Here is a 20,825-nt window from a genome sequence, read left to right on the forward strand (position 1 = left end):
ACACCCAACTGCCTCCGGCTCGCCTTCGCCGCAGGCCGAGTAATCGCCGCGAGGAGTTCGTAGCTATCTACGTTTAAATTTCCAAAAGCTCGGTATGCAACATTTCGTGAGTCATCAGGAAAGCGGAGCCTCTTAAATGTAAGTCATTCGATATAACGAAACCATGTCCACATTAACAGCTACGCATCACTCTTCCTCAGCAAGAGTCGGTGCCCGACCACCGGACATAAACACATCTAGTTGATCGCCAGCAACCAAACAGTCAAATCTCATTTCCGACTTCAGCATCTGCGCCGCCTCGATTTCGCCGCAAAATTCACTGAGAGAGATCGCATTGATCACCTCAAAACATTGTTCTTTCAAACAGCCCCGTGCGCGCCAGGGCAGTCACACTGCTCCGGCATTTCCACAAGCAAACGACCAATGAAACCTACTAGAGTCATATTTTCTTTTAAGAACTCTCCTTTCTCTAAGCAAATCCTCGATCGCGACCATTTTTGGTGCATCCGTCTACACATTGTCGTCAATTTACGGGAAAGCATCCGCTGCCCGCGGATGATTCGCGAGCTCCTGATAAAAGATCTCGCACCGACCCGCAGCACAATTTCTTTCGTTTTTATCGATTATACGCTTGCGAATTCCGTCCAAATTATCATAAATGACATTCTCGACGTTTGGTCCCAAAAGACATGAATTACTAAGGGCGGCAGCTCGAGCAGCCGAAACCCCGGTAGTTGCCGCCTGCATTGGCAAAATTTGGTTGCTAATCGAACGGTCTGCGCCTGCCGCATCGAAAGGCCCTTCGGAATGTTGCTATTGACGCGTTAGCCATGGTGTCACACAGGTTAATAAGTTAAAGATGTAGGTGGATCTCGAATGCTTTCCATCGGATGTGCATATATAGAAGCAGCGATCCGCCGCAAGCCAATGCTAGCTCACCAAGGGTAAGCTCCGCTATCGAAAATAGTCAGCAACCTTATCTTTTCCTGCGTGGTTCAAACGTATGCGGTCCTGAAGGTCCCCTAGCGATGAGCGAATGAATCTCTCATCTCAGCTGCCTCCGTGGACAGCTGCGATGAATGGCATAACAGAAGATTCAGATTGGCGAAGTCGCCTGGTAGTCGACGCGAAGCGGGACGGTTACCGGAGCCGCTGGTCGTACCGATGTCGGTGAACGTTGTGTGGTCGATGGATTTCATGCACGACCAGTTGAAGGATGGTCGCCGGATCCGGCTCTCGCGCAATGACGTGACGCTGTCGTGATTCACCATGGCGATCAAGGCTGCCAGTACACGTCCTGTGCCTTCGGCGCCGCTGCCGTGAAGCTGGCGTGGGTCTGTCGATGGGGACGGTGGCGGATTGCTTCGACAACGCCATGTGCGAAGCCTTCTTCGCGACACTCGAATGTGAACTGCTCGCCCGCACACACTTCCAAACCCGCGAACAGGCGCGGCAAGCGCTGTTCTCGTGGATAGAAGGTTGGTACAACGTCAGCCGCCGCCATAGCGGCATCGGTTACCGCTCGCCGATGCGCTACGAGCAACTTCACGAGGAACAAAACCGAATCGGCATCACTGGCGAGTTGTCCACCGCCGGCCGGCGTCGTGGTCGTAATAGGCGACCCGCCGACCGGCCGTGGACAACTCGCGGCACTGCCCAAACCGGAGGGATTCAATCCATTCAAAATTCAACTGCTTAATCATCCACGGAAGCGGGTCACCCCCAATGTTGCGCTGGCATCCCCGATCGTAATTCGAGGGCTCGAAGCTTACTCTCAGTCAGCGCAGGACGGTCCCAAGCGAAAGTTTCAGTGCCCGCAAACACATGCCACACGATGACCGCGAGTTTGCGAGCAGTGGCAACGATCGCGATCTGCTGACCGCGTCGATCACGCACGCGCAGGTAGAAGGCGCGTTTGGTGATGTGACCATGCTGAGCCCGCGTCGGACCTGGTTGATAAACCGCTGAATTGAGCCCGAAACAGCTGACCAACCAACTTCTCTGGCTTCGGGAACCGGCTGGCTTCGCCGATTGCCGACAGCAGTCCAATCGCCACCGTGGCATTGACATCGGCGATCGTCAGCAATTACTAACACGAGCTCACGACTCAACGTTTGAAAACGGCCTGCCCACCCGAAGTGCTCCCCAGTTCCTCTTGTACCGGATGGTCACACATACGCCTGAACTGCGCGGCGCGAATCACCGGGCACCGGATATATAATGCCGGTTACAGATGCCATCGCGAACATCAATTCGCAACTGCGCAAGGTTCTCAAGGCCCGAGGTCACTTCCCAAGCGATGAAGCCGCAACGAAACTGATCTGGCTGGCCCTGCGCAACATCACAGCTGATTTGTGACGCGCGGCCGATGACTGGAAGACGGCCATGAACGAATTCGCTACCCTTTACGGGGATCGATTCGTTCGACCATCCGTGCAACTCCCAGCCCGCCTTGAACACGGAAATTCTCACACCCCCTTCGCACCGTGCCTTACAACGCAAAAGACGCGATGATTCTATGCGAAAAATTTGTTAATCTGGCCCAACAGGGCGCGCACCACGATGCTCGAACTGTGCCGACGCTCAACATCTATCGATAGACTGGCTAAAAATGATTCAAGCGCGGCGAAGACCCACTGGCCGATCCGCCGCGTCGCCCCGCCCGCAGTCCGTCAAAAACCTCCGATGCTGGCAAGCGAGAGGTGCCGCGCTTACGCAAGACCCAGCGTAAGCGTCCGAGTGACGCCGTACTTGACTCCGCGGAAATTCTCGAGTGGATGACGGGTTTTATAATTGGGATCGCATCCACACATCCTTCGCATTTCGGTCTCCGATGGCTTTCGCGGTATAGGCGCTCGCTGTCTGAGCTCAGTGTACGTGAAATCCGAGCCGAGTCTCTAGCAGAGGTCGAGATGAAAACCGGAGGGGCGGGGTCAGACCAGCGCCACTACTTGGCAATGCCATGTAGCCACAGCTCTTAAAACTGAAAGTCGGCGAACGTTTACCAAAGCCATTTCTAGCAGTCTGTTGAAATATCTCTTCTTGAACGAGCGCCCGCTCATTCGAGAGAGCCAATGCCGTATAGAGTCCCAACTAATTCGCCGCCGAACTTCGTTGATTCAGGTGCTGCTAAATTCGCCCTCATGCCGCGCGAGCGGCCAGCGTGCGCATGCGCGTCAGGTTGTAGGTCGTCTGAGTCAGGACAAAGAGTTGGTCGACGCGCTTCAGACCTCGATACATCACCTGCCGAATCCTCCCGACTGTCTTACTCCAACCAAACACCGGCTCAATGCATTTGCGTTTGCGCTGACTAATAGCGTAGCCAAGCCATCGTGTCGTTCGAGCATCGATGGCGGAGCCGCCCGCGCGGCCGACGTTTTGTGCCACGTGCGGCGTCACATATTCGCGCGGCATGTTGCCACGAAGCCCGACGTATCGTAGTTTTTATCAGCGCCGACCGAAATGGACGTACCGGCGACTCGCGCGGCGTCCGCAAGCATCTGCGCCGCCGTGTCCCGCTCGGCCGTGGCGTTGGCCTGCGTGACCGGAGCGTTCACGACCATCAGTCCTTGTGCGAGCAGGTCAGCGATCCGCGTCGCGTCATTCACATCGGTTTTGCGACCACACATCTCGAATATAAGCCGCGTTGCCCAACACGAGTTGGGAGGAACCTTCGAGAACGTGCCACACTGGCTTCCAATTTACACCGGTGGCCTCCATCGCCACGTGAGAACATTTGTGGATGGCTAGCCAGTCCGACAGCGCAAGCAATCCCTTCGTTGTGCTGCAAAAACTTTGCACTTCGAGGGGCTTTGGCGCGGAAACACAACGGACGCAGGCGGCGATGATGTCCTTATGTATGTCCAGTCCGGCGCATCGCGGATAAAGTACCTGCATGCTGTGGTTCTGCATAATAGAGAATAGCAGCGGAGACGCCCCTCGTTATCGGATTCTGGTAAGCGTGCTCCAGCAGGGCGACATGTGCCCTCGGTCACAATTCGGAGTGCTCGCAGGGTTGTGGGTCGAGCTTTCAAACGGGCTCAGCACGCCAGATAATGGGCCGACGTCGATCGCCGCTGCCTCGTCATCGTATCCCGTCCCAGGTCCATTTGCAGCAGTAGTGCGCTTCATGCTTCGGGGTCGGGCAAGACCGGATGATCCACTCTCAAGAGTTGGAGCCGCTACAAAATCCGGGGCGGTCCAGTTATGCGAGCAAATTCACTCAGATGGTGATTGCGGTCAGAATCCGTAACTGTGAGTCGCTTTCCGAAAGACTGGTGGGTCTGTAGAGTCTAGACTTTCACCGGTGCGGAACTATACGCATCTTTCAAAGAAACCCTGGTCCGCAGGAGATTGCCGGGCTGCGACGGTTATGGTGATTGCGCTGGGTGCTTCTTGGTGCTCATATCGCCAAGTACCTGCGTTTTTCTGGCGTGACTGATAAGGTGTTCGAGGTGAGGAGGGCGATAAATCGTTGCGTTGGTGGAAGTTTGGGCCCGTCGGCGATTCAATTTAGGGCGCGCGCGACCGAGGTCAGTGTCGCATTGTGCCAGTCCTGCATGAGGTGCAGTGATGAGAGAAGTCGCAAATCGAAGTTCAAGCAAGATTGTCTAGCTTTAAGCCATGGCTTCTGCTTGCTCCCTTCGAATTGGCAGGTAGAAGGCTATTGAAGCAATGTTATTGGTGAGGTGTGCGGGGAAACTTGAGGTCCGCGAGAACGCAAACTGATGCGTCTAAATAGACTCCGGTTAGTAAGTAGGGTTGTCAATAAAAATCGGCTGTTACTCGGATGCGGCCGTCACGGTCAGGCCGAGTCTGATCTGTTCTTCGGAGGTGTGCGGCCGTCGTCATCGGCGCGTCGCGCGTTGCAAGAGACGCGCTAGTAATGAGGCAACAACTTGGCGTCGCTAGAGACGACAATTCTTTCGAGCGGAGGAGGCTGACGAGTGCTGCGCCTAAGCAATAGTCGCGATGTCGGTTAATTATGTGAGGGTGCTGCTGATTGGCCTCGCGGTTTAGTTGGTCGGATAGAGGGTTGGTCAAGAATGCAGGCGGATAAACTACCAACGCGATTCGAGGGTTATCTTGGTTATTAGTAAGATTGCCGTGTGTGGCTTGGGTTACGTAGGCCTTCCAGTTGCCGTGGCGTTCGCGCGGCAGTTCGATGTGATTGGATTTGATGTTGACGGTCGTCGAATAGAATCTCTGCGTCGTGGCGAAGACTGGAACGGTGAAGTCGAATCATGCGTGTTGAGCGCGTCGACGATGCGCTTCACCGACCGGGCAGAAGTTCTGTCGGAATGTAACTTTTTTGTGGTTGCCGTGCCTACGCCGGTCGACAAGAAGTGCAGCCCCGACTTTTCGCTTCTCGTGCGCGCATGCCAGACGATCGGTCCGGTGCTTCGCGCCGGTAGCATTGTCGTGTTCGAATCGACCGTTCATCCAGGTGCGACCGAAGAGATTTGCGCGCCGGAACTCGAGAAGGCATCGGGTCTGCGTTGCGGTATCGATTTCAAGCTCGGTTATAGCCCAGAGCGCATCAACCCGGGCGATCGCGAACATCCGCTGAATAAAATCGTGAAGATTGTGTCAGGCCAGGATGCGGAGGCGCTTGAGATCATTGCCGATGTGTACGGTCAGATCATCGACGCAGGTGTGCATCGCGCGGCGTCGATTAAGGTCGCGGAAGCCGCGAAAGTGCTCGAAAACACGCAGCGCGACATTAATATTGCGCTAATGAACGAGATGTCCAAGATTTGCGATCTTGTCGGCATTTCGACCTCGGAAGTGTTGAAGGCCGCGGGCACCAAGTGGAATTTTCTGCGCTTCACACCGGGCCTCGTTGGCGGCCATTGCATCGGCGTCGACCCGTACTATCTGACTTCCAAAGCTCAGGAGCTGGGCTACCACCCCGAAGTGATTCTAGCAGGCCGGCGTATCAACGACGGCATGGCCGATCACGTCGCCTCGCGACTCGTGCAGCTTCTCGCGCGAAATCATCGTCTCTCGCCGGTCGCACGCGTTGGCGTGCTCGGGATGACGTTCAAGGAGAATGTTTCGGATATCCGCAACTCGAAAGCGGTCGAGCTGTGTCGCGCCCTCGAGCGCTTCGGCCTCGCGCCGATCGCGTTCGATCCGATCGCCGACAAGGCGCAGATGGAGCGCGAGTACGGCATCAGCCTTCTGAGCAAGGCGTCGCTCACGAAGCTGGATTTGTTGGTTCTCGCAGTGCCCCATCGACAGATCATGGACTGCATTTGGAGTGACCTGCCGCACATGATTAACGACGACGGTGTAGTTTGCGACCTCATGTCCGCGCTTGATCGCAACCGCCTGAAGTCGGGTCTGCAGTACTGGGCACTCTAAGCGGGCCTTCTCGACTCTCTACCCAGGATTTTCATGGCTGCTGCATCGAAGCTGACGGTAGCGCCCGTCGGAACATGTCGCATTCACGGCCCGCTCCGCAAGGGCGTGTCGCGGTATCCAATCAAGGCGAACACATGGCGCAATTATGGATTCGTGCACACGAGCGCAGAGGCGCTTCAACAGGTGCGTTTCATGTTCGGCTCCCAGTCCATACCGGCCATGATTCAGCCGCTGACGTTTCGCCCCGGTACATCGCTGCAGTCACTGGAGAAACCTTATGTGCCGGCGGATGTGTACCTCGTCGAACTGTCGTCGCGGAAGCTTCTAAGCGTGGGCGAGCACGCGGTTCAAACCAATTACATGGGGCGTTACTTCGGTGAATTTCTGGCCGATCGTGACCGGGCCCGCTTGTTTTGGTCGATGGGGGCTGCCGAGCAGCACGCGGTACGTCGCGCATGGCTCGATACGGACCCTGTCTTTCTTCGTCTGTCGAAGGATGATCGGGAACTGCTCGCGAGTATTTCAAGGCGTGTGCAATCGGACAACGAAATCGAGCGCGATATGGCGCAGATCGTTCAAGTCGTCGGCAGAGACAAGCTTGTGTTCGTGACACACGTGGATGCTGTCACGCCTGACGAGTCCGTGATCGCGCAGCGGCATGAACTGATCGAACTGGTGAAGGCGTGCGCAGCCCGGCTCGATGTGCCTTGCTACGATCCGACGCCGGCCATGCAAGAGATTGGACAAAATCATGCGCTGGAACGTAACGGGCTGGATTTGACGCATTACACGGACGCGTTTGCAGAACGTCTTTTCGATGATTGGTACGCGCGCTACCTGGTCAGGCGCGTCGGGATCTTGTCATGGAACCGTTTCGAAGTGTCCGATCCGGTCGCGGCGATTGAGGCAACATGGTTTGCGGGAGATCTGCGCGGCGCATCACGTCGCCTGCATGCGGCTTTGCGCGCAGATCCGACGCAAGGCGAGCATCGAATGTTGCTTGCGCGCATGCAGTCCGATTTGGGCGATCACGAAGGAGCCATCGCGAATGCGGAAGCTGCACTGAGCGAGGACGGGCCGACTGAACAAGCTAACGAACTGCTGATGCGCAGCCTCTTCGAGCTCGAGCGCTATGTCGAGGCTCATCGCATTGCAACCGGCCTGCTGGGTGACGAGCGCGAGACGCCGGAGGTTCTGCGTATTTGTGCGCTATCGGCTGCTCGTATCGGTGAATTCGAAACGGCGATCGTAAGCTGGAAACGTCTTTTCCGACTTACGCGGGAAAGCTCGGAGGCCGCGGACGCTGTGCTCGACTTGCTCGAAGCCGCGGACGATGCTCAAGCCGCCGAGAGCTGGGCGGACGAAGTGCGCGAAGTGCTGCCAACGCATGGGCCAAGTTTCGCGGTGCAGTGGAGGCGCTGGATTTCATCGGGAAACCGAACCGCATTGTTCGCGTTAGCCGCGCAAGCGCCGCCTCTCGACGTGGGACTCGTCTTGCCGCTAGCGCGCCTCTCGGCCACGAAGGGCTTCGTCGTCGCGGCCGCTAGGTTGATCGAGGCGCAGGGCGCGATTATTAAGGATAATCCCGAAGTTGTGGGGTGGATCGCCGTGCAAGCGCCAAAGTGGCTCTCAGAAGCGAAGGATGCGATCGAGCACAATGACTTGCACGTCGCCGTCGATCGCATCGGGGGAAACTGTCTGCTGGATCCAGAGAGTCGTCCGATCATGCGCGCCGAGTGGACGCTCGAGAAGCGTTTGCAGAAAGACGCGCGTGCTGCGTTTAGCGAAAAAAACCACGTGTGGTTGATCGAACTCATTGATCATGTTGTAGAGGCGGGCCTGTCGTTCCCTGAGATGCACTCATACCGGGGACGGGCGGCCGAAGCGATCGGTGACATGAACGCGGCAATTCATTTCTTGCGGAATGCAGCCGACGAACGAGGCGCGTCTCTTTCGTCGCGCCTCTATCTGGCGCGGGTCGCTGCCCGCCGCAACTTCTACGCGGAGGCTCTCGAAGCATTCGGACAGATCGCGTCGAACGAGAACGTCGATCAGGCTATGCGTAACGAGGCGCTTCGCCAACTCGATACCGTCAGGTCCCGATGCGTACGTGCTGCGCGCGAGCTCAACGCCCGCGGAGGACACGACAAGGCATGGGCGCTGCTGGATTTGATCGAAGGCGATGTCGATGTCACCTCAGAAAGGAAACGTGTGCTTTCGGCGCTGCACGTGAAGTTGCGTTTGCTCGATTTGTCTGATGCAAGTGGGCGCTCCGCGCGGGCGAAGGCGATTCTCGATCTGGCGCCTCGCGACCACTTGGCGCTGAAGGCTGCAGCGGTCGCAGCCATGCGCCTGCAACGATTCTCTGAGGCGCTTCCCTATTGGGAAGCGCTGCGCGGGACACCTGAGCGCGCAGATTATGTCGAAAGCAATATCAAGAAGTGCGCAAGGTTAATCGAACGCTCTACCGTTTCAACCGGATTCCCGAGAAAAGTCGCTTGTTAAGTCCGGTGACAAGCCGAGGCTCACGGGTCCGACTCCGTAAGTGCGCGATTCCCGCATTAAATGCGCTGACCCAAATACAGGAAGTTCATCGATGAAAGGAATCAACGAGCTGAATGCGGTTGCCGTCGATTCGTCACAACGAGGCAGGCTGAACGAAACAGGAATGCCTTATATCGAACCGCTTCAGTCCGTGCGAGACGAGCTTGCGCAACTCGTCGCGCAGGCGAGTGCCGTTCAGGCCGCACAAAAAGCGCTCGCCCGTGCAGAGCAGCTCGCCGCGGCTCATCTCGGCGACTGGACCGTGCGCTTCATGATTCTGCAGCTCAAGGAAGCGGCGGGTCATACGGTAAGGATGTTCGAGCAGTGGTCGGAACTTCTGCTGGAGCAGCCGGACAATCTGCGCATCGTGCGTTATTGCGCGTCGCATCTCGTCAGGGAACATCGAGACGCGGAAGCGCTCGTGCTCATCGACGTCTGCATGCCCGAGTCGCTTGACGATCATCGCGCAGGGCTCGTTCGCGCCGAGCTTCTCGCGGACATTCGCGCGTTTGCCCAATCCGATTCGCTGTTCCGCCGCCTAATCGATTCGCATGACCGTCGGGAGTTGCGCGTCGCTTTCGCGAAGCGTCTGAGCAAGCGAGGCCTGCTGGCGGATGCGGTCGAAGTGCTCGCGCCTGTTGCCTCATCTCTTGCGCCTGAGTCCAAGGCGGGGCAGCTCGCGCACGCGCTCGCGAGCGACCACGCATTCTTCACGCGCTTCGAGCCGGCAAGCGAGCTGACCGGACGCGACATCAAGATCGTCGCGATGAAACATGCGATCCTCTCGTTTCGCGATCGCGTACTTCCGGATGCCAGCATCGAAGGCACGCCGTCGATTGCACTGCTTACCGGCAGCCTAGGGCTCGGCGGTGCCGAGCGACAGTTGACGCGCCTTGCCTGCAACCTGCAGAAGATGTCGGCGGGATCGAAAGATGTCGCGCGCGGCGTTGGCGATCTTGTCACGATGAAGCCGAAAGCAGTCGAAGTACTGGTGAAGCAGTATGCTCAAACAGTCGGTTCGGGCAAGCACCAGCGACTTAATTTTTTCGCGGCCAGCCTGCGAGAGGCGGGCGTGCCGCTCACCGAAGTCAATGCGCTTCCCGCAGTGTCGGTGAGCCATCAGCCGGTCGATTATCCCGACCTCCTGCGTCTCCTCGAAAGGCTGCCCGCGCCGGTCCACTACGGTGTCACGCGCCTTGCGCCACGCTTGCGAGAGCGGAAGTTCGACGTCGTCAGTCTCTGGCAGGACGGCACGTGCCTGTTCGGCGCACTGGCTGCGCTGCTCGCGGGCGTACCCGTGATTCATCTCGTGTTTCGCGGCCTGCCGCCGAGCATCCGCAAGGAGCGCGACCGGCCGGAGTATGAAGTGCTGTATCGCGCGCTTGCACAGGTGCCCGGCGTCCAGTTCGTGAGCAATAGCCGCACGGCCGCCGAAGAATACGCGCGCTGGCTCGACCTGCCGCTCACTCGCTTCCAGATTCTCTACAACGGCGTGCCGGAGCTCGACACGGCGGCGCCGGCCGACGAGCAGGCGCGCTGGCAAGCATTCGTCGATGCGACGCCCGATGCGACCGAAACGATCGGCGGCGTATTTCGCTTCGAGCCGGACAAGCGGCCGCTTCTGTTCATCAAGCTGGCTGCGCGTTATCTGAAGCGGCGTCCGCACGCGCGCTTCCTGATCGTCGGGGACGGGCGGCTTCAGGAGAAGGCGGTTGAGCTCGCGGCCGAACTCGGTGTGACGAATCGGCTATTGTTCGTGGGCCTGTCGGCGCATGTCGGCTTCTGGTATTCGAAGCTGGATGTGAAGGTGCTGCTCTCGCGCTACGAGGGTTTGCCGAACGTGCTGATCGAGGCGCAAATGCTCGGCATTGCGACGCTGTCCACGCCTGCGGGCGGAGCCGGCGAATGTTTCGTCGACGGCGTGACCGGACATCTGCTCGATTCCGCCGAGCAGCCTGACCTGAATCTCGCGTGCGAGAAGCTTGCCACGCTCATCGACAACTTCCAGGCAGACGGCACCATGAGCGAGCACGCCCGGCACCGTGCACGCGTGCTGTTTTCCGTCGACTCAATGATCGAACGATTCTCCGCGCTGTGCCTGCCGGCGGAGGCCAGCGAAGAATCCGGAACAGCCGATTGCGGCGATCTCGCCGACAAGCGGCTCTCGACCCCGGCTTCATCCAGACATCTCGAGACCTCCGCTCTTTCGGTTCGTGAAGAAGAAGCATGAAGTCGACTGACCTCCTGCGCTGCCGGAAGCTCCGGTGCGCGTCGCCATACCGAAGCGCTGCGGCACTGGTGTTCGCGCTGTCCAGCACCCTGGCGCTGCAGGGTTGCGGCCTGCCGCGCAGCGGGCCGTTACACAGCGAGGTCGATGCCGCAGGCGAAAGCAGCAACATCGTGCTCGTGCCGGTGACGGAAGAACTCGCGCGCACGAGCCGCGGACCGGATCGCGCGAGCTTTCCGGCTGCGTTTCTCGGTGCGGCTCCGTTCGATTACGACCGTCTCGCGCCGGGCGACGGCGTTCAGGTCACGCTCTGGGAACATGACGGGCTCGGTTTGTTCGCCGCGGGAAAGAGCGGTGCATCGAATCTGGGCGAACTGATCGTCGATCGTGCCGGTGACATCCATCTGCCTTACATCGGCAAGGTGAGGGCGCAAGGCCAGACGCCGGCGCAGTTGCACGACGCGATCCTGCGCCGCGTGAGCCGCCTCGTCGTCGGTGCAGATGTGAGCGTGCAGGCCACGGCGCGCCGGGGCCAGACGGTCACCGTGCAGGGTGATCTGTCGAAGCCGGGCATCTATTCCCTTGGACGGGACACTGAACGTCTCAGCGGGCTGCTCGGACTGGCCGCGCCGAATCAGAGTAATCCGGAACAGCTCTCCGTCACCGTGCGCCGCAACGGCGTCGCGGGCTCGGTGCGGCTTGCCGATATTTATCGCGATCCAGCCGAAGACGTGGCGTTGCGCCCGGGCGACTCGATCGTCGTGAGTGGCGTCGTCGAACGGCTGACCGTGCTGGGCGCGGCGGGCGTCCAGGGCCGCGTCAAGCTGATGAAGCGCAATTACAGCGTGCTGGACGCGCTGGGTGACTCGCGCGGCCTGAGCGATTCGCTCGCCAATCCGCGCGCGGTCTATTTGCTGCGTCGACAGTCGGCCCCGGGCACCGACGCTGCGCAGCGTCTGGATACACGTCCGCTCGTCTATCAGTTCGACTTCACCAAGCCTGGCCAGATCATGCTGGCGGGCGAGTTCGTCGTGCGGGATGGCGATGCGATCCTGATCTCCGACGCGCCGTTCACGCAAGTGCAAAAGCTTCTGTCCACCTTCAGTGCGACGCTCGGCACTGCGCGGTCCATCAGCACGCTTACGGACTAGCGACGTCGCGATGAGCAACCAAGATCGCATTTCGAAGTGGCGTGAGCGCCGGGAGGTCAGCAGTGATGTCGGCGGGGGCGCATTCAGCCGTCCCAATCCGGCCGCGGAGCAGGTCGATGCACGCGCCGTCGCGGCGATGCAGGTGGATATCGTCGCGGAAAAGGCGGCTTCGCCCGCCCAGCTTGCAATCGCCGATGCGGATGCTTTCCTTGCGCCGCAGCCGCCGGACGAAGCGGCGCCGCGAAACGACGAACAGGCTGCGACGCTGCTGGCGCGCATGCTCTCCGCGCTGCGCGAAGCACCGCGGCGGTCGGTTGCCGACCGCCGCGCCGTGTATGAAGCGCTGGAAGCGCAGCTCGATCGCGAGGCGGCAAAGCGGGATCTCCACGAAGAGTCCGCCGATTTCGGACGACGCGTGTGGCGCACTACGATTCGTCTCCTTGAAGACGATATCCGTGCTGGCATCGATGTCTTCGCAAAAGGCTATGCGCCGGCGGCGCTCGCCTCGCACGAGTTGCGTCTTGCCGCGGCTTACGAGCAGCGCAGGCAGCGCCGCCGCGACCAGGAGGCGCGCGAGGCGCGCCGGCTCGCTTCGCGGCAGGACACCGCTTTCGAAGTCGAGCTGGAGGGGGGCGAAGTCGCGGAGGTGGTGGCGCTGCGTCGACGTATCGCGATGCTTCATGCCCGTCAGCGGCCCGTCGCGCCTGAGCCGGATCGCCTGCGAGTGTCGGCGCTCCTGCCGCTTCTGATCCTGCAACTGCGCACGATTCACGGCGAAAGCCGCTTCGCGCTCGTCTGGGCGCTGTTCGGCCCCACTGTGCTGCTCGCGCTGATCTCGTCGCTATATTTTCTGACGGGCACGCACTTCATCCTCGGCATGGGCGTGCCGACGTTTTCGATGCTGGGCGCGACGACCTGGATCATGTTCCGCCAGATCATTTTTCGCAGCAGCACGGCTTATGTATCGGCGCGCGGGGTGCTCAATCTGCCGGGCGTCACACCGTTGATGAGCGTCATCGTGCAGGCCACGATCTATCTCGTCATCTATTTGTTCGTCTTCGCGATGCTCATCGGCATCGGATACCGGATCGATCTTGTGACCCTGCCGGCGAGCTGGCCGACCTTCATTTGTTATGTCGTGTCGATGGCCGTGGGTGGCACCGCCGTCGGCCTGCTGTTTGGCGCGATCGCGACGAGCTGGCACTTCTTCCTGAGGCTCGCCGCCGTGATCGAGCGCATCCTCGAAGTCGTCAGCGGCGTTTTCTTCGTTTCGGAACAGCTGCCCGAACAGTTTCGCGCGTACTTTCTGTGGTCGCCGTTCGCGCACGGCATGCAGCTGCTGCGATCGTCGTACTTCCAGAGCTACGTGTCGTCGGATGCCAGCCTGCCCTATTATTTGACGTCGCTCGTTCTGCTCATGGTCGTCGCGCTTGCGTGCGAACGCCTCGCGCGCAGCCGAGTTCATCCAATGTGAGCGCTATGATCAGTTTCATCGACGTCACCGATTCGCCCAAGGTCTTCGGCTCGCATCAACCACTGTTTCTCCAGGCCAACCTTGCGCTGTCGCAGGGACGCTACGCGCTGCTTTCGCGTACGCCCGAGCTGCATCGAACAGTGATCGACGTCATGGCCGGCTTACGGCCGCCGCGTGAGGGCTTCGTCAAACATCACGGCCTCGTGTCGTGGCCACTTGGACGGCAAGGTTTCATCCGAGGCAAGGCGAACGGGCTGCACATGATCGCATTCGTGGGCTCACTATACGGCATCGACACGAATTCGACCGTCGAACTCGTTTCGGATCTGCTGACGACGCCCGAGCATCTGGAGCGGTCAATGGAGCACTGGCCTCTCTATACGCGCCAGGAGTTTTCTTTCGCGCTGGCGCTCGCTCCCGCATTTGATGTCTACGTTATCGACGGCGCGATGCCTTTCGAGCCCTGCCGTTTCACGCGCCTGTGGCTCGCACTGTTCGAAGAGCGTCTCGTGGGCCGGACGCTGATACTTTCCACTTACCGCCAGAACCAGCGGGCGGACTATTGCACTAAAGGTTTGGTTTATGAGCGAAGTGGCCTCCGAATCGAGGAAGACCTCGACGAGTGCATCCTCCGATATCCTGCGCGGCGATCCAGGAGTGAATCCGGCGACACGGGAGAAGAGCCCACATTGGATGCCTTCTCCAGCGGACAGTTCGGTCTCTGACACCGTTTCGGCCATCGACGTGCGCGCCCTTGCGCGTGCGGCCGCGCAGCGCGAGCGCCGCCGCCGCCGCTGGATCACGCTCGCCGTCGTTCTTGCGCCGGTGGTGCTTGCCGCGCTGTATGCGAATCTCATCGCGGTGCCACGGTACTCGGCCGAGTCGCGCTTCTCGGTGCGCTCGAGCGCCAGCCAGTCGGCCATGTCGGGCGCGGCGGGCGGTCTGCTCACGACCGGTGACAGCTCGGGTCTCGCGGGCGGCTTCGTCGACGGCTGGGCAGTCAGCGACTTCGTGAATTCCCGCGACTGCATGCAGCAGCTCGACCGCAAGATGGGCTTGCGGCAACGTCTCGCGCACACTGGTTTCGATCCGGCGGCGCGCCTCTCGCCGGACGCGACCGAGGACGAGCTGTTCCGCGCCTATAAGGCATCGGTGAAAGTGTCGTACAACATTATGGAACAGGTCGACGTCATGAAGGTGAGCGCCTTTTCTGCGGCCGATGCTTTTGTCATCTCGGAGGCGCTGCTCGATATCGCGCAGGAATTCGTCAATCGAATGGACGAGAAAGGCGTGAACGATGCGCTGAAGGTGAGTCGCCACGCGGTCACGCTCGCCGAGACGAACGCGCGCAGCGCACGCGCCGCGCTGACCAAATGGCGTATCCAGCACGGCAACATGGACCCGGCGGCTGATGCCACCATGCTCCTAGGCATCGTCGGGCAGATCGAAGGCGAGCTGAACGTGGCGCAGATCAACCTCGACAAGATCCGCGCGGTAGGCAATCCCGATCATCCGATGTTGCGGCCCGCGGAAACAATGGTAACGACGCTGGACAAGCGCCTCGCCGATACACGCCGGCGGTTGAGCGGTGCGGGCAACACCGAGGCGACTCAACTGCGGGAATACGAAGAGCTGAGAAATGCCCAGACTTTCGCCGATTCCCACCTAACGGCGGCGCAACAAAGCTACCAGCAGGCCTTCACTGATACCCTACGTCTGCAGCGTTATCTCAGCGTGATCGCGCGGCCTTTGCCGGGAGACCGGCCGACGAGTCCTGACACGCCCGTGCTGCTGCTCGAGGCGCTCGCGGCGGGTTTCGTGCTCGCCTTGCTCGTGCGCTTCGGGTGTGCGCTCGGCAAGGAGTTCCGCCATGGATGAACTCGCCATGACCGTCACGCCGGCCTTCGATCTGTGCCGGCAGGCCGTGCGCGCCTGTGACTGGAACGCCGGCCTCGCCGCTTGGCAGGCCGCGCTCGACGGCGGGAACGTGCCCACCGCAAGCGCGCGCCTGTATCATGCCATCGCCTGCATTCGCTCCGCTGCGGACCCGATGACAGCAATCGGCGCGCTCGATGCGTCCTTCGTCACGGACGCGGCGGCGCGCATGGATGTGCGCCGTCTGATTGTGATGCCGTTCGTTCGCGACAGCGCGCTCGACGCCGCTGCAGAGGCGCTACGGGTGCTGGTTCAGGCGTGGCCGCACTTGGCCGATGATCGGCGTCTTCTCGCCAGCGTGTTCGGCCGCCTGAAGCGCTGGGATGAAGCCATCGGGCAAGCGGACGCGGCATCGCTCATCGAACCGGCCAACACGGCGATGCTGGCCGCACGCATCCAGTTGCGCCTGCAGGCGTCGCTCGTAGCGGACGCGGCGCGTATTGCCCGCGCGACGGCCGATGCCCTCGATCTCGCCGATTCGAATGCGCACCTCTGGCTGACCGCGCTCGTGCGCAATGGCGATGGCGCGCTCGCGGGGCAGCTCGCGTCGAGGCTCGACGTAGCCGTGCTGCCGAACGACCGCGTGGCGGCGATGGTGGTCCAGGCGTTGCTTTCGGACGATCGCATCGAGGCGGCGATCGTCGTCGGCGAGCGGGCGCTCGACGCGGGCCATGAAGGCGCGGCGCTTCGGTCGAGCCTTGGACAGGCCTACCTTGCGCGCGGAAATCACCAGGACCGCACTGAACATGCGCTTTGCCACTTCGCGCGCGGCGTCGAGCTCGCGCCGAAGAATCTGCGGCTGGCCTCGTTATACGGCGAGACGCTGCTTCGCACAGGCAAGTATGCCGAGTCAATCGCTCCTCTGCGGGCGGCCTGCGAACTGGCGCCAGAACTGGAACACGCGCGTGCGATGCTGGCACGTGCGATGCGCTATGCCGGCCGGTACGACGAAGCCGCCGACGAGCTGTTGACGCTCGTTCGTCGACAGCCCGATCGGGTGCGTTTGCAGCGCGCGGCCGTTGCGGCGCTTTCGCAATCGGGACGCAAGGACGAAGCGTCCGAGCTGTATGAAAGCTATCTCAAGAAGCGTGCCGACATGCTTCCCGCGACGTTCGCCGAAGCACTCTTGGAACTCGACAAGAAGATCGAATCGGCGCCGATTCCCCGGGCGCGCCTCGACTGGGCGTGGTCGATGAGGCGCGAACCTGCTGAGGTGGATCGCGCCACATGGGAGCGGGCGGCACGCTGGGGATATCTCGTGGACGACCTGCTTCTCGAATGGATCGAGTGCAGAGAGTCGCAGATCGAAGAGGCGATGTCGCTGCTCGGCAGTCTCGACGAAGCAGAAGCGTTCTTCGCGCCGCTGCTCGCGAGCGGCAAAGGTTTCGTGGTCGCGACAGCTCACGTGGGGCCGATGTACGCGGGACTGATGACGCTCGAGCTGCTCGGCATTCCGGCACGCTGGCTGTCGACGACGCCGAGCATCGCAAGCGCGAGCTATGCTTCGGCGCTGATCTCCACTGCCGACCAGACCGAAGCCCAGGTGGCCAAAGAGTGCCTGCGCGCGCTTCAGGCCGGCTATGCGGTTTGCCTCGCGGTCGAAGGCGCGCCCAATCCGGCTGCGCCGCGCATCAGCTTCGAAGGCCAGGAAGTCACCTATTCCAGTTTCGCTTCGAGGGCCGCGCATCGGCTCGGCTTGCCGTCGATTTTCTATGCGCCACGATGGCACAAGGGCGAGATCGTTCCTACCTTGGAAATGCTGCCCAATCCGTTGCCAGGCGAAGACGTCGAAGCGTTTGCGCTTCGCTGGCAGCAGGCGTACCTGACGCATCTGCGCGATCACATCGCGGGACCGGCGGAGAATCTCCGCCTGAGCGGCGGCATCTGGCGCCACGTGCGCAGGGTCGACCGTTCCCACAGCGCGAACGCCGCTGATGATGCCGCAGGAAGCGATTCACGTGCAGCGCATCCTGGCGACACTACTGAAACCTCCGACCAGACGATCTAAACCAAGTGAAAGCAGAACTCTTTGCAAACGAATTGAACATACCTGGCTGGATGCGGCATGAGTCCCAGGCAGCCTTGTGCCAATTCCTGCTCGCGAACCGCTTTCAGTGGCTCGTGACGGGGGCCGCAGGCTTTATCGGCTCGAATCTGGTCGAGTCGCTGCTCACGCTCGGGCAGGACGTGTGCGGCATCGACAACTTCGCGATGGGCCATCAGCGCAATCTCGACGAGGTCGAAAAGCGCGTCGGCGCGCTGCGCTGGTCCCGGTTTTCGTTTTCTCGTGCCGACATTCGCGACATGAACGATTGCGAGCGGGCCGTAGAAGGGGTCGATTACGTGCTGCATCAGGCCGCGCTGGGTTCCGTGCCACGCTCGGTCAAGGATCCAATCGCGACGAATGACGTCAACACGTCCGGATTCCTGAACGTACTCGACGCCGCGCGGCGCGGCGGCGTGCGTCGTCTCGTCTATGCGGCGTCGAGCTCGACCTATGGCGACGAACCGAATCTGCCGAAGCGTGAAGAGCGCATCGGCAATCCGCTGTCGCCGTATGCGGTGACCAAACTTGTCAACGAGATTTATGCAGCCGTCTACGCCCGCACCTATGGGTTCGCGTCGGTCGGGCTAAGATATTTTAATGTGTTCGGTCCGAGGCAGGATCCTGATGGCGCGTATGTGGCCGTCATTCCGAAATGGATCGCTGCGATGCTCGCCAACGACGATGTCCATATCAACGGAGACGGAGAGACGAGCCGCGACTTCTGCTTCGTGGACAACGTCGTGCAGGCGAGCCTTCGTGCTGCGCTGAGTAACGATCTCACAGCGAGCGAAGTCTATAACGTGGCGGTTGGCGGCCGCACTACGCTTAACGATCTCTTTCACGTCATCCGCGACGGTCTCGCGGGACTCGGCGTCACGTATGAGAAAGCTCCGGTGTACCTCGATTTCCGCGCGGGCGACGTGCGTCACTCGCAGGCCGACGTCGCGAAGGCGCGCGCGCAACTGGCCTATGAGCCATTGTTCGATCTGCGCGCCGGCATGTCCGAGGCGCTGCCCTGGTATCTGGACTTCCTGCGCGCCGAAGCGCAGCGCAAGTCGAACTGAAAAAAGGCGATGATGAGCGCAACGTTGATGTCCAGCCTCGGCCGTCGTATTGTGCCACTTTCGATGATCACGGCCGGAATGCTGTCGGCGTTGACTGGCCTGTCCGCGCGTGCGCAGGCGCTCGAGGGTTGCCAGAAGGCGAGTGTGTCGTGCCCTCCGGTAGCGGAGCTCCTGAGCCAGCGCGAAGGATATGGCCGAAAAGCCACGGGCGGCGCAGATGGCGTCGTGATGATGGTCACGTCCGCGGCGGACTCTGGTCTCGGCACGCTGCGCGAGGCCGTGCGACGTGCGAAAGGCCCCACTTGGATAAGCTTCGCGTCGGATATGACGATCGACCTCGAATCACAGATTCGCCTGCCATCGAACATCACGATCGACGGTCGAGGACACTCGGTGAAGCTGCTCGATTACGGGTTCGGCATTTACGGCAGCGCCAATGTGATCGTGACGCATCTCACGATCGATGGTCGCCTGCGCACCTTCTCACAGGCGATCAACATTGCAAACGGTTCGCGCAATGTCTGGCTCGATCATCTCGACCTGTCGCGTTTCGCGGATCGTCTCCTGAACGTGAAGAACGGCTCGACCGATGTAACCGTCTCATGGGTAAAGTTCCATGACGACGACAAGGTCATGCTGCTCAACAACATCACCTCGGAGAACCTGTTCAAGAACTATGAGCGCGACGCCATCGCTCGCGTCACCTTGCATCACAACTGGTTCATCGACACGGTTCAACGCAATCCGCGCGCGCAATTCGGCACGTTCCATCTGTACAACAATTTGGTTGAGAACTGGGACTTCTATGGCATGAGCTTTAGCCTCGAAGCGAAAGCTACGGTGGAAGGGAACATCTTCGTCAATCATTCGGACAGGGTCTGCACGGAGCCGCCGTTTTTCCCGACGGTCGAAGGCATAAATGCGACCTATTGCTCAAATATTTCCGGCGCGCCCGCTAGATCGGCGCTCGTAAATGGTGAGTCGGATCGAAAGCGCTACGAGGAAACCCGTTCGAAATATCAATACACACAGGACTATCGCGCATTCCTCTCGGTACGCGACAACCTCTATCTCGGAGATGCGCAGGCCGTGCTCACGAACTATCATCCCGAGGCTGTACCGGTGCACCCGTATTGCTATAGCTACGAGCATGCAGATATCACGCTAGTTGAGCGCGTTCGACGGCATGCTGGTAACGTTCCGTCCGGTACAGCAACGCTGTGCCGCCGTGGGTCGGTTGACATGTCAAATCCAATGTTCCAATACGCAGGCGCAAACCTACCTGGCAATCAGAGCGAAAACGGGGCACGTTCTAGAAAATTTCCAGAATGACTTTCACAAATTTTGTCAGCATTCGATGCTGCGAGGGATGTTCGGGCAACCGCGGTGGTAAAAGCACGCTGTTCGCGGCCGCCGGTTACTCGTATCGACTAATGCGCGGTCTCGGGTCCCTCTGCTGCGTAGACCTTCCCCACCACGGGCGCAGCCTCGTCGGATGGCAAGGAGCGCAACAGCGACGGTCAGCCAGCATTAGCATTGCACCGAATCTCGCTGCGACAAGGGCAAGTCTTTGCGCCTGACCTCGGTTTGGATCGTTGCGATCGCGAAGTGATGAGTTGAGCGACGAAGACCTTCAAGGACAGTCCCGATGAGGTACGTGAGGTGATGCTCGCGACTATCGGAAACCAACTCGGCAATGTCTTGAAACCGTCGGCTGAACTTGAAAGTGGCATCAGAGATGCGGGGGTAAGCTACATGACGTAAGAGACCGGAGGCTTTGCGTCGTCCGTCCCGCTAGAACTGGCCAGCCACACCGGACTCCGGAATGGCGGAGGGGCTTCGCAAAGCAATGGAACAGAACTAAGTCGCCTTCATACCTAAGCTTAACGCCGCGTGCGGCGCACAAGTTCTCTGGTGTGCGTGAGCACGGCATCGAACGTATCCTCACAGCGCACTGAAGTACCGCTCTGAGCCCAGAATTCGCTTAAAAGCCAACTCATAAGCCCAAGTGCGCGTA

At 60.2% G+C, this 20,825-nt stretch carries 11 protein-coding genes and 5 pseudogenes; 12 read left to right on the forward strand and 4 right to left on the reverse strand.

The window, feature by feature from the left end:
• Positions 1-186 precede the first annotated feature (186 nt).
• A complete protein-coding gene (locus IAG25_RS34870; protein ID WP_187608922.1) occupies positions 187-363 on the reverse strand; it encodes a hypothetical protein in 177 nt (58 codons plus the stop codon).
• Between the two features lie 896 nt (positions 364-1,259).
• Between IAG25_RS34870 and IAG25_RS41710 the strand changes: the two are divergent.
• Positions 1,260-1,549 (forward strand): annotated as a pseudogene (locus IAG25_RS41710) (transposase); the annotation flags it as partial.
• 176 nt (positions 1,550-1,725) lie between these two features.
• Here the strand turns inward: IAG25_RS41710 and IAG25_RS42540 are convergent.
• Positions 1,726-2,086, reverse strand: a pseudogene (locus tag IAG25_RS42540) (transposase); the annotation flags it as partial.
• A gap of 143 nt (positions 2,087-2,229) precedes the next feature.
• Here IAG25_RS42540 and IAG25_RS41715 point away from each other — a divergent pair.
• A pseudogene (locus IAG25_RS41715) lies at positions 2,230-2,433 on the forward strand (IS256 family transposase); the annotation flags it as partial.
• A 708-nt stretch (positions 2,434-3,141) separates the two neighbouring features.
• Here IAG25_RS41715 and IAG25_RS34885 read toward each other — a convergent pair.
• Positions 3,142-3,563 (reverse strand): annotated as a pseudogene (locus IAG25_RS34885) (transposase); the annotation flags it as partial.
• Positions 3,561-3,897: pseudogene (locus IAG25_RS34890) on the reverse strand (IS110 family transposase); the annotation flags it as partial. The pseudogenes IAG25_RS34885 and IAG25_RS34890, both read right to left, overlap by 3 nt.
• A 1,209-nt stretch (positions 3,898-5,106) precedes the next feature.
• Between IAG25_RS34890 and IAG25_RS34895 the strand changes: the two are divergent.
• The 10 genes from IAG25_RS34895 (at position 5,107) to IAG25_RS34940 (ending at position 20,140) form a co-directional block, all read left to right on the forward strand.
• On the forward strand, positions 5,107-6,366 hold the full coding sequence (locus IAG25_RS34895) for a nucleotide sugar dehydrogenase (RefSeq protein WP_187608951.1): 1,260 nt from the start codon (positions 5,107-5,109) through the stop codon (positions 6,364-6,366).
• A gap of 33 nt (positions 6,367-6,399) precedes the next feature.
• Positions 6,400-8,871, forward strand: a complete 2,472-nt coding sequence (locus IAG25_RS34900; protein WP_187608924.1) for a hypothetical protein — start codon at positions 6,400-6,402, stop codon at positions 8,869-8,871.
• A 163-nt stretch (positions 8,872-9,034) separates the two neighbouring features.
• Positions 9,035-11,140 (forward strand): glycosyltransferase, encoded by a 2,106-nt coding sequence (locus IAG25_RS34905; protein WP_187608925.1) that lies wholly within the window; start codon positions 9,035-9,037, stop codon positions 11,138-11,140.
• Positions 11,137-12,288: a polysaccharide biosynthesis/export family protein gene (locus IAG25_RS34910; protein ID WP_187608926.1), complete on the forward strand. Its 1,152-nt coding sequence runs from the start codon at positions 11,137-11,139 to the stop codon at positions 12,286-12,288. The genes IAG25_RS34905 and IAG25_RS34910 overlap by 4 nt, the downstream gene beginning before the upstream one ends.
• A gap of 10 nt (positions 12,289-12,298) precedes the next feature.
• A complete protein-coding gene (locus IAG25_RS34915) occupies positions 12,299-13,762 on the forward strand; it encodes an ABC transporter permease (RefSeq protein WP_222946789.1) in 1,464 nt (487 codons plus the stop codon).
• Positions 13,763-13,767: 5 nt separating this feature from the next.
• The gene (locus tag IAG25_RS34920; protein WP_187608927.1) at positions 13,768-14,487 is read left to right on the forward strand and encodes an ATPase; all 720 of its coding nucleotides are present in this window, start codon (positions 13,768-13,770) and stop codon (positions 14,485-14,487) included.
• Positions 14,420-15,640 (forward strand): sugar ABC transporter, encoded by a 1,221-nt coding sequence (locus IAG25_RS34925; RefSeq protein WP_309243997.1) that lies wholly within the window; start codon positions 14,420-14,422, stop codon positions 15,638-15,640. Before IAG25_RS34920 ends, IAG25_RS34925 begins: the two co-directional genes overlap by 68 nt.
• On the forward strand, positions 15,633-17,705 hold the full coding sequence (locus tag IAG25_RS34930; protein ID WP_255504161.1) for a BTAD domain-containing putative transcriptional regulator: 2,073 nt from the start codon (positions 15,633-15,635) through the stop codon (positions 17,703-17,705). The genes IAG25_RS34925 and IAG25_RS34930 overlap by 8 nt, the downstream gene beginning before the upstream one ends.
• Positions 17,706-17,755: 50 nt before the next feature.
• Positions 17,756-18,808, forward strand: coding sequence for an SDR family oxidoreductase (locus IAG25_RS34935; RefSeq protein WP_187608955.1), 1,053 nt, complete (start codon positions 17,756-17,758; stop codon positions 18,806-18,808).
• A gap of 27 nt (positions 18,809-18,835) precedes the next feature.
• Entirely contained in the window at positions 18,836-20,140 is a 1,305-nt protein-coding gene (locus tag IAG25_RS34940; protein WP_441301381.1) for a pectate lyase family protein, read from the forward strand.
• Positions 20,141-20,825 lie beyond the last annotated feature (685 nt).

The sequence above is a fragment of the Caballeronia sp. EK genome (assembly GCF_014384845.1).
Classification (GTDB): domain Bacteria; phylum Pseudomonadota; class Gammaproteobacteria; order Burkholderiales; family Burkholderiaceae; genus Caballeronia; species Caballeronia jiangsuensis.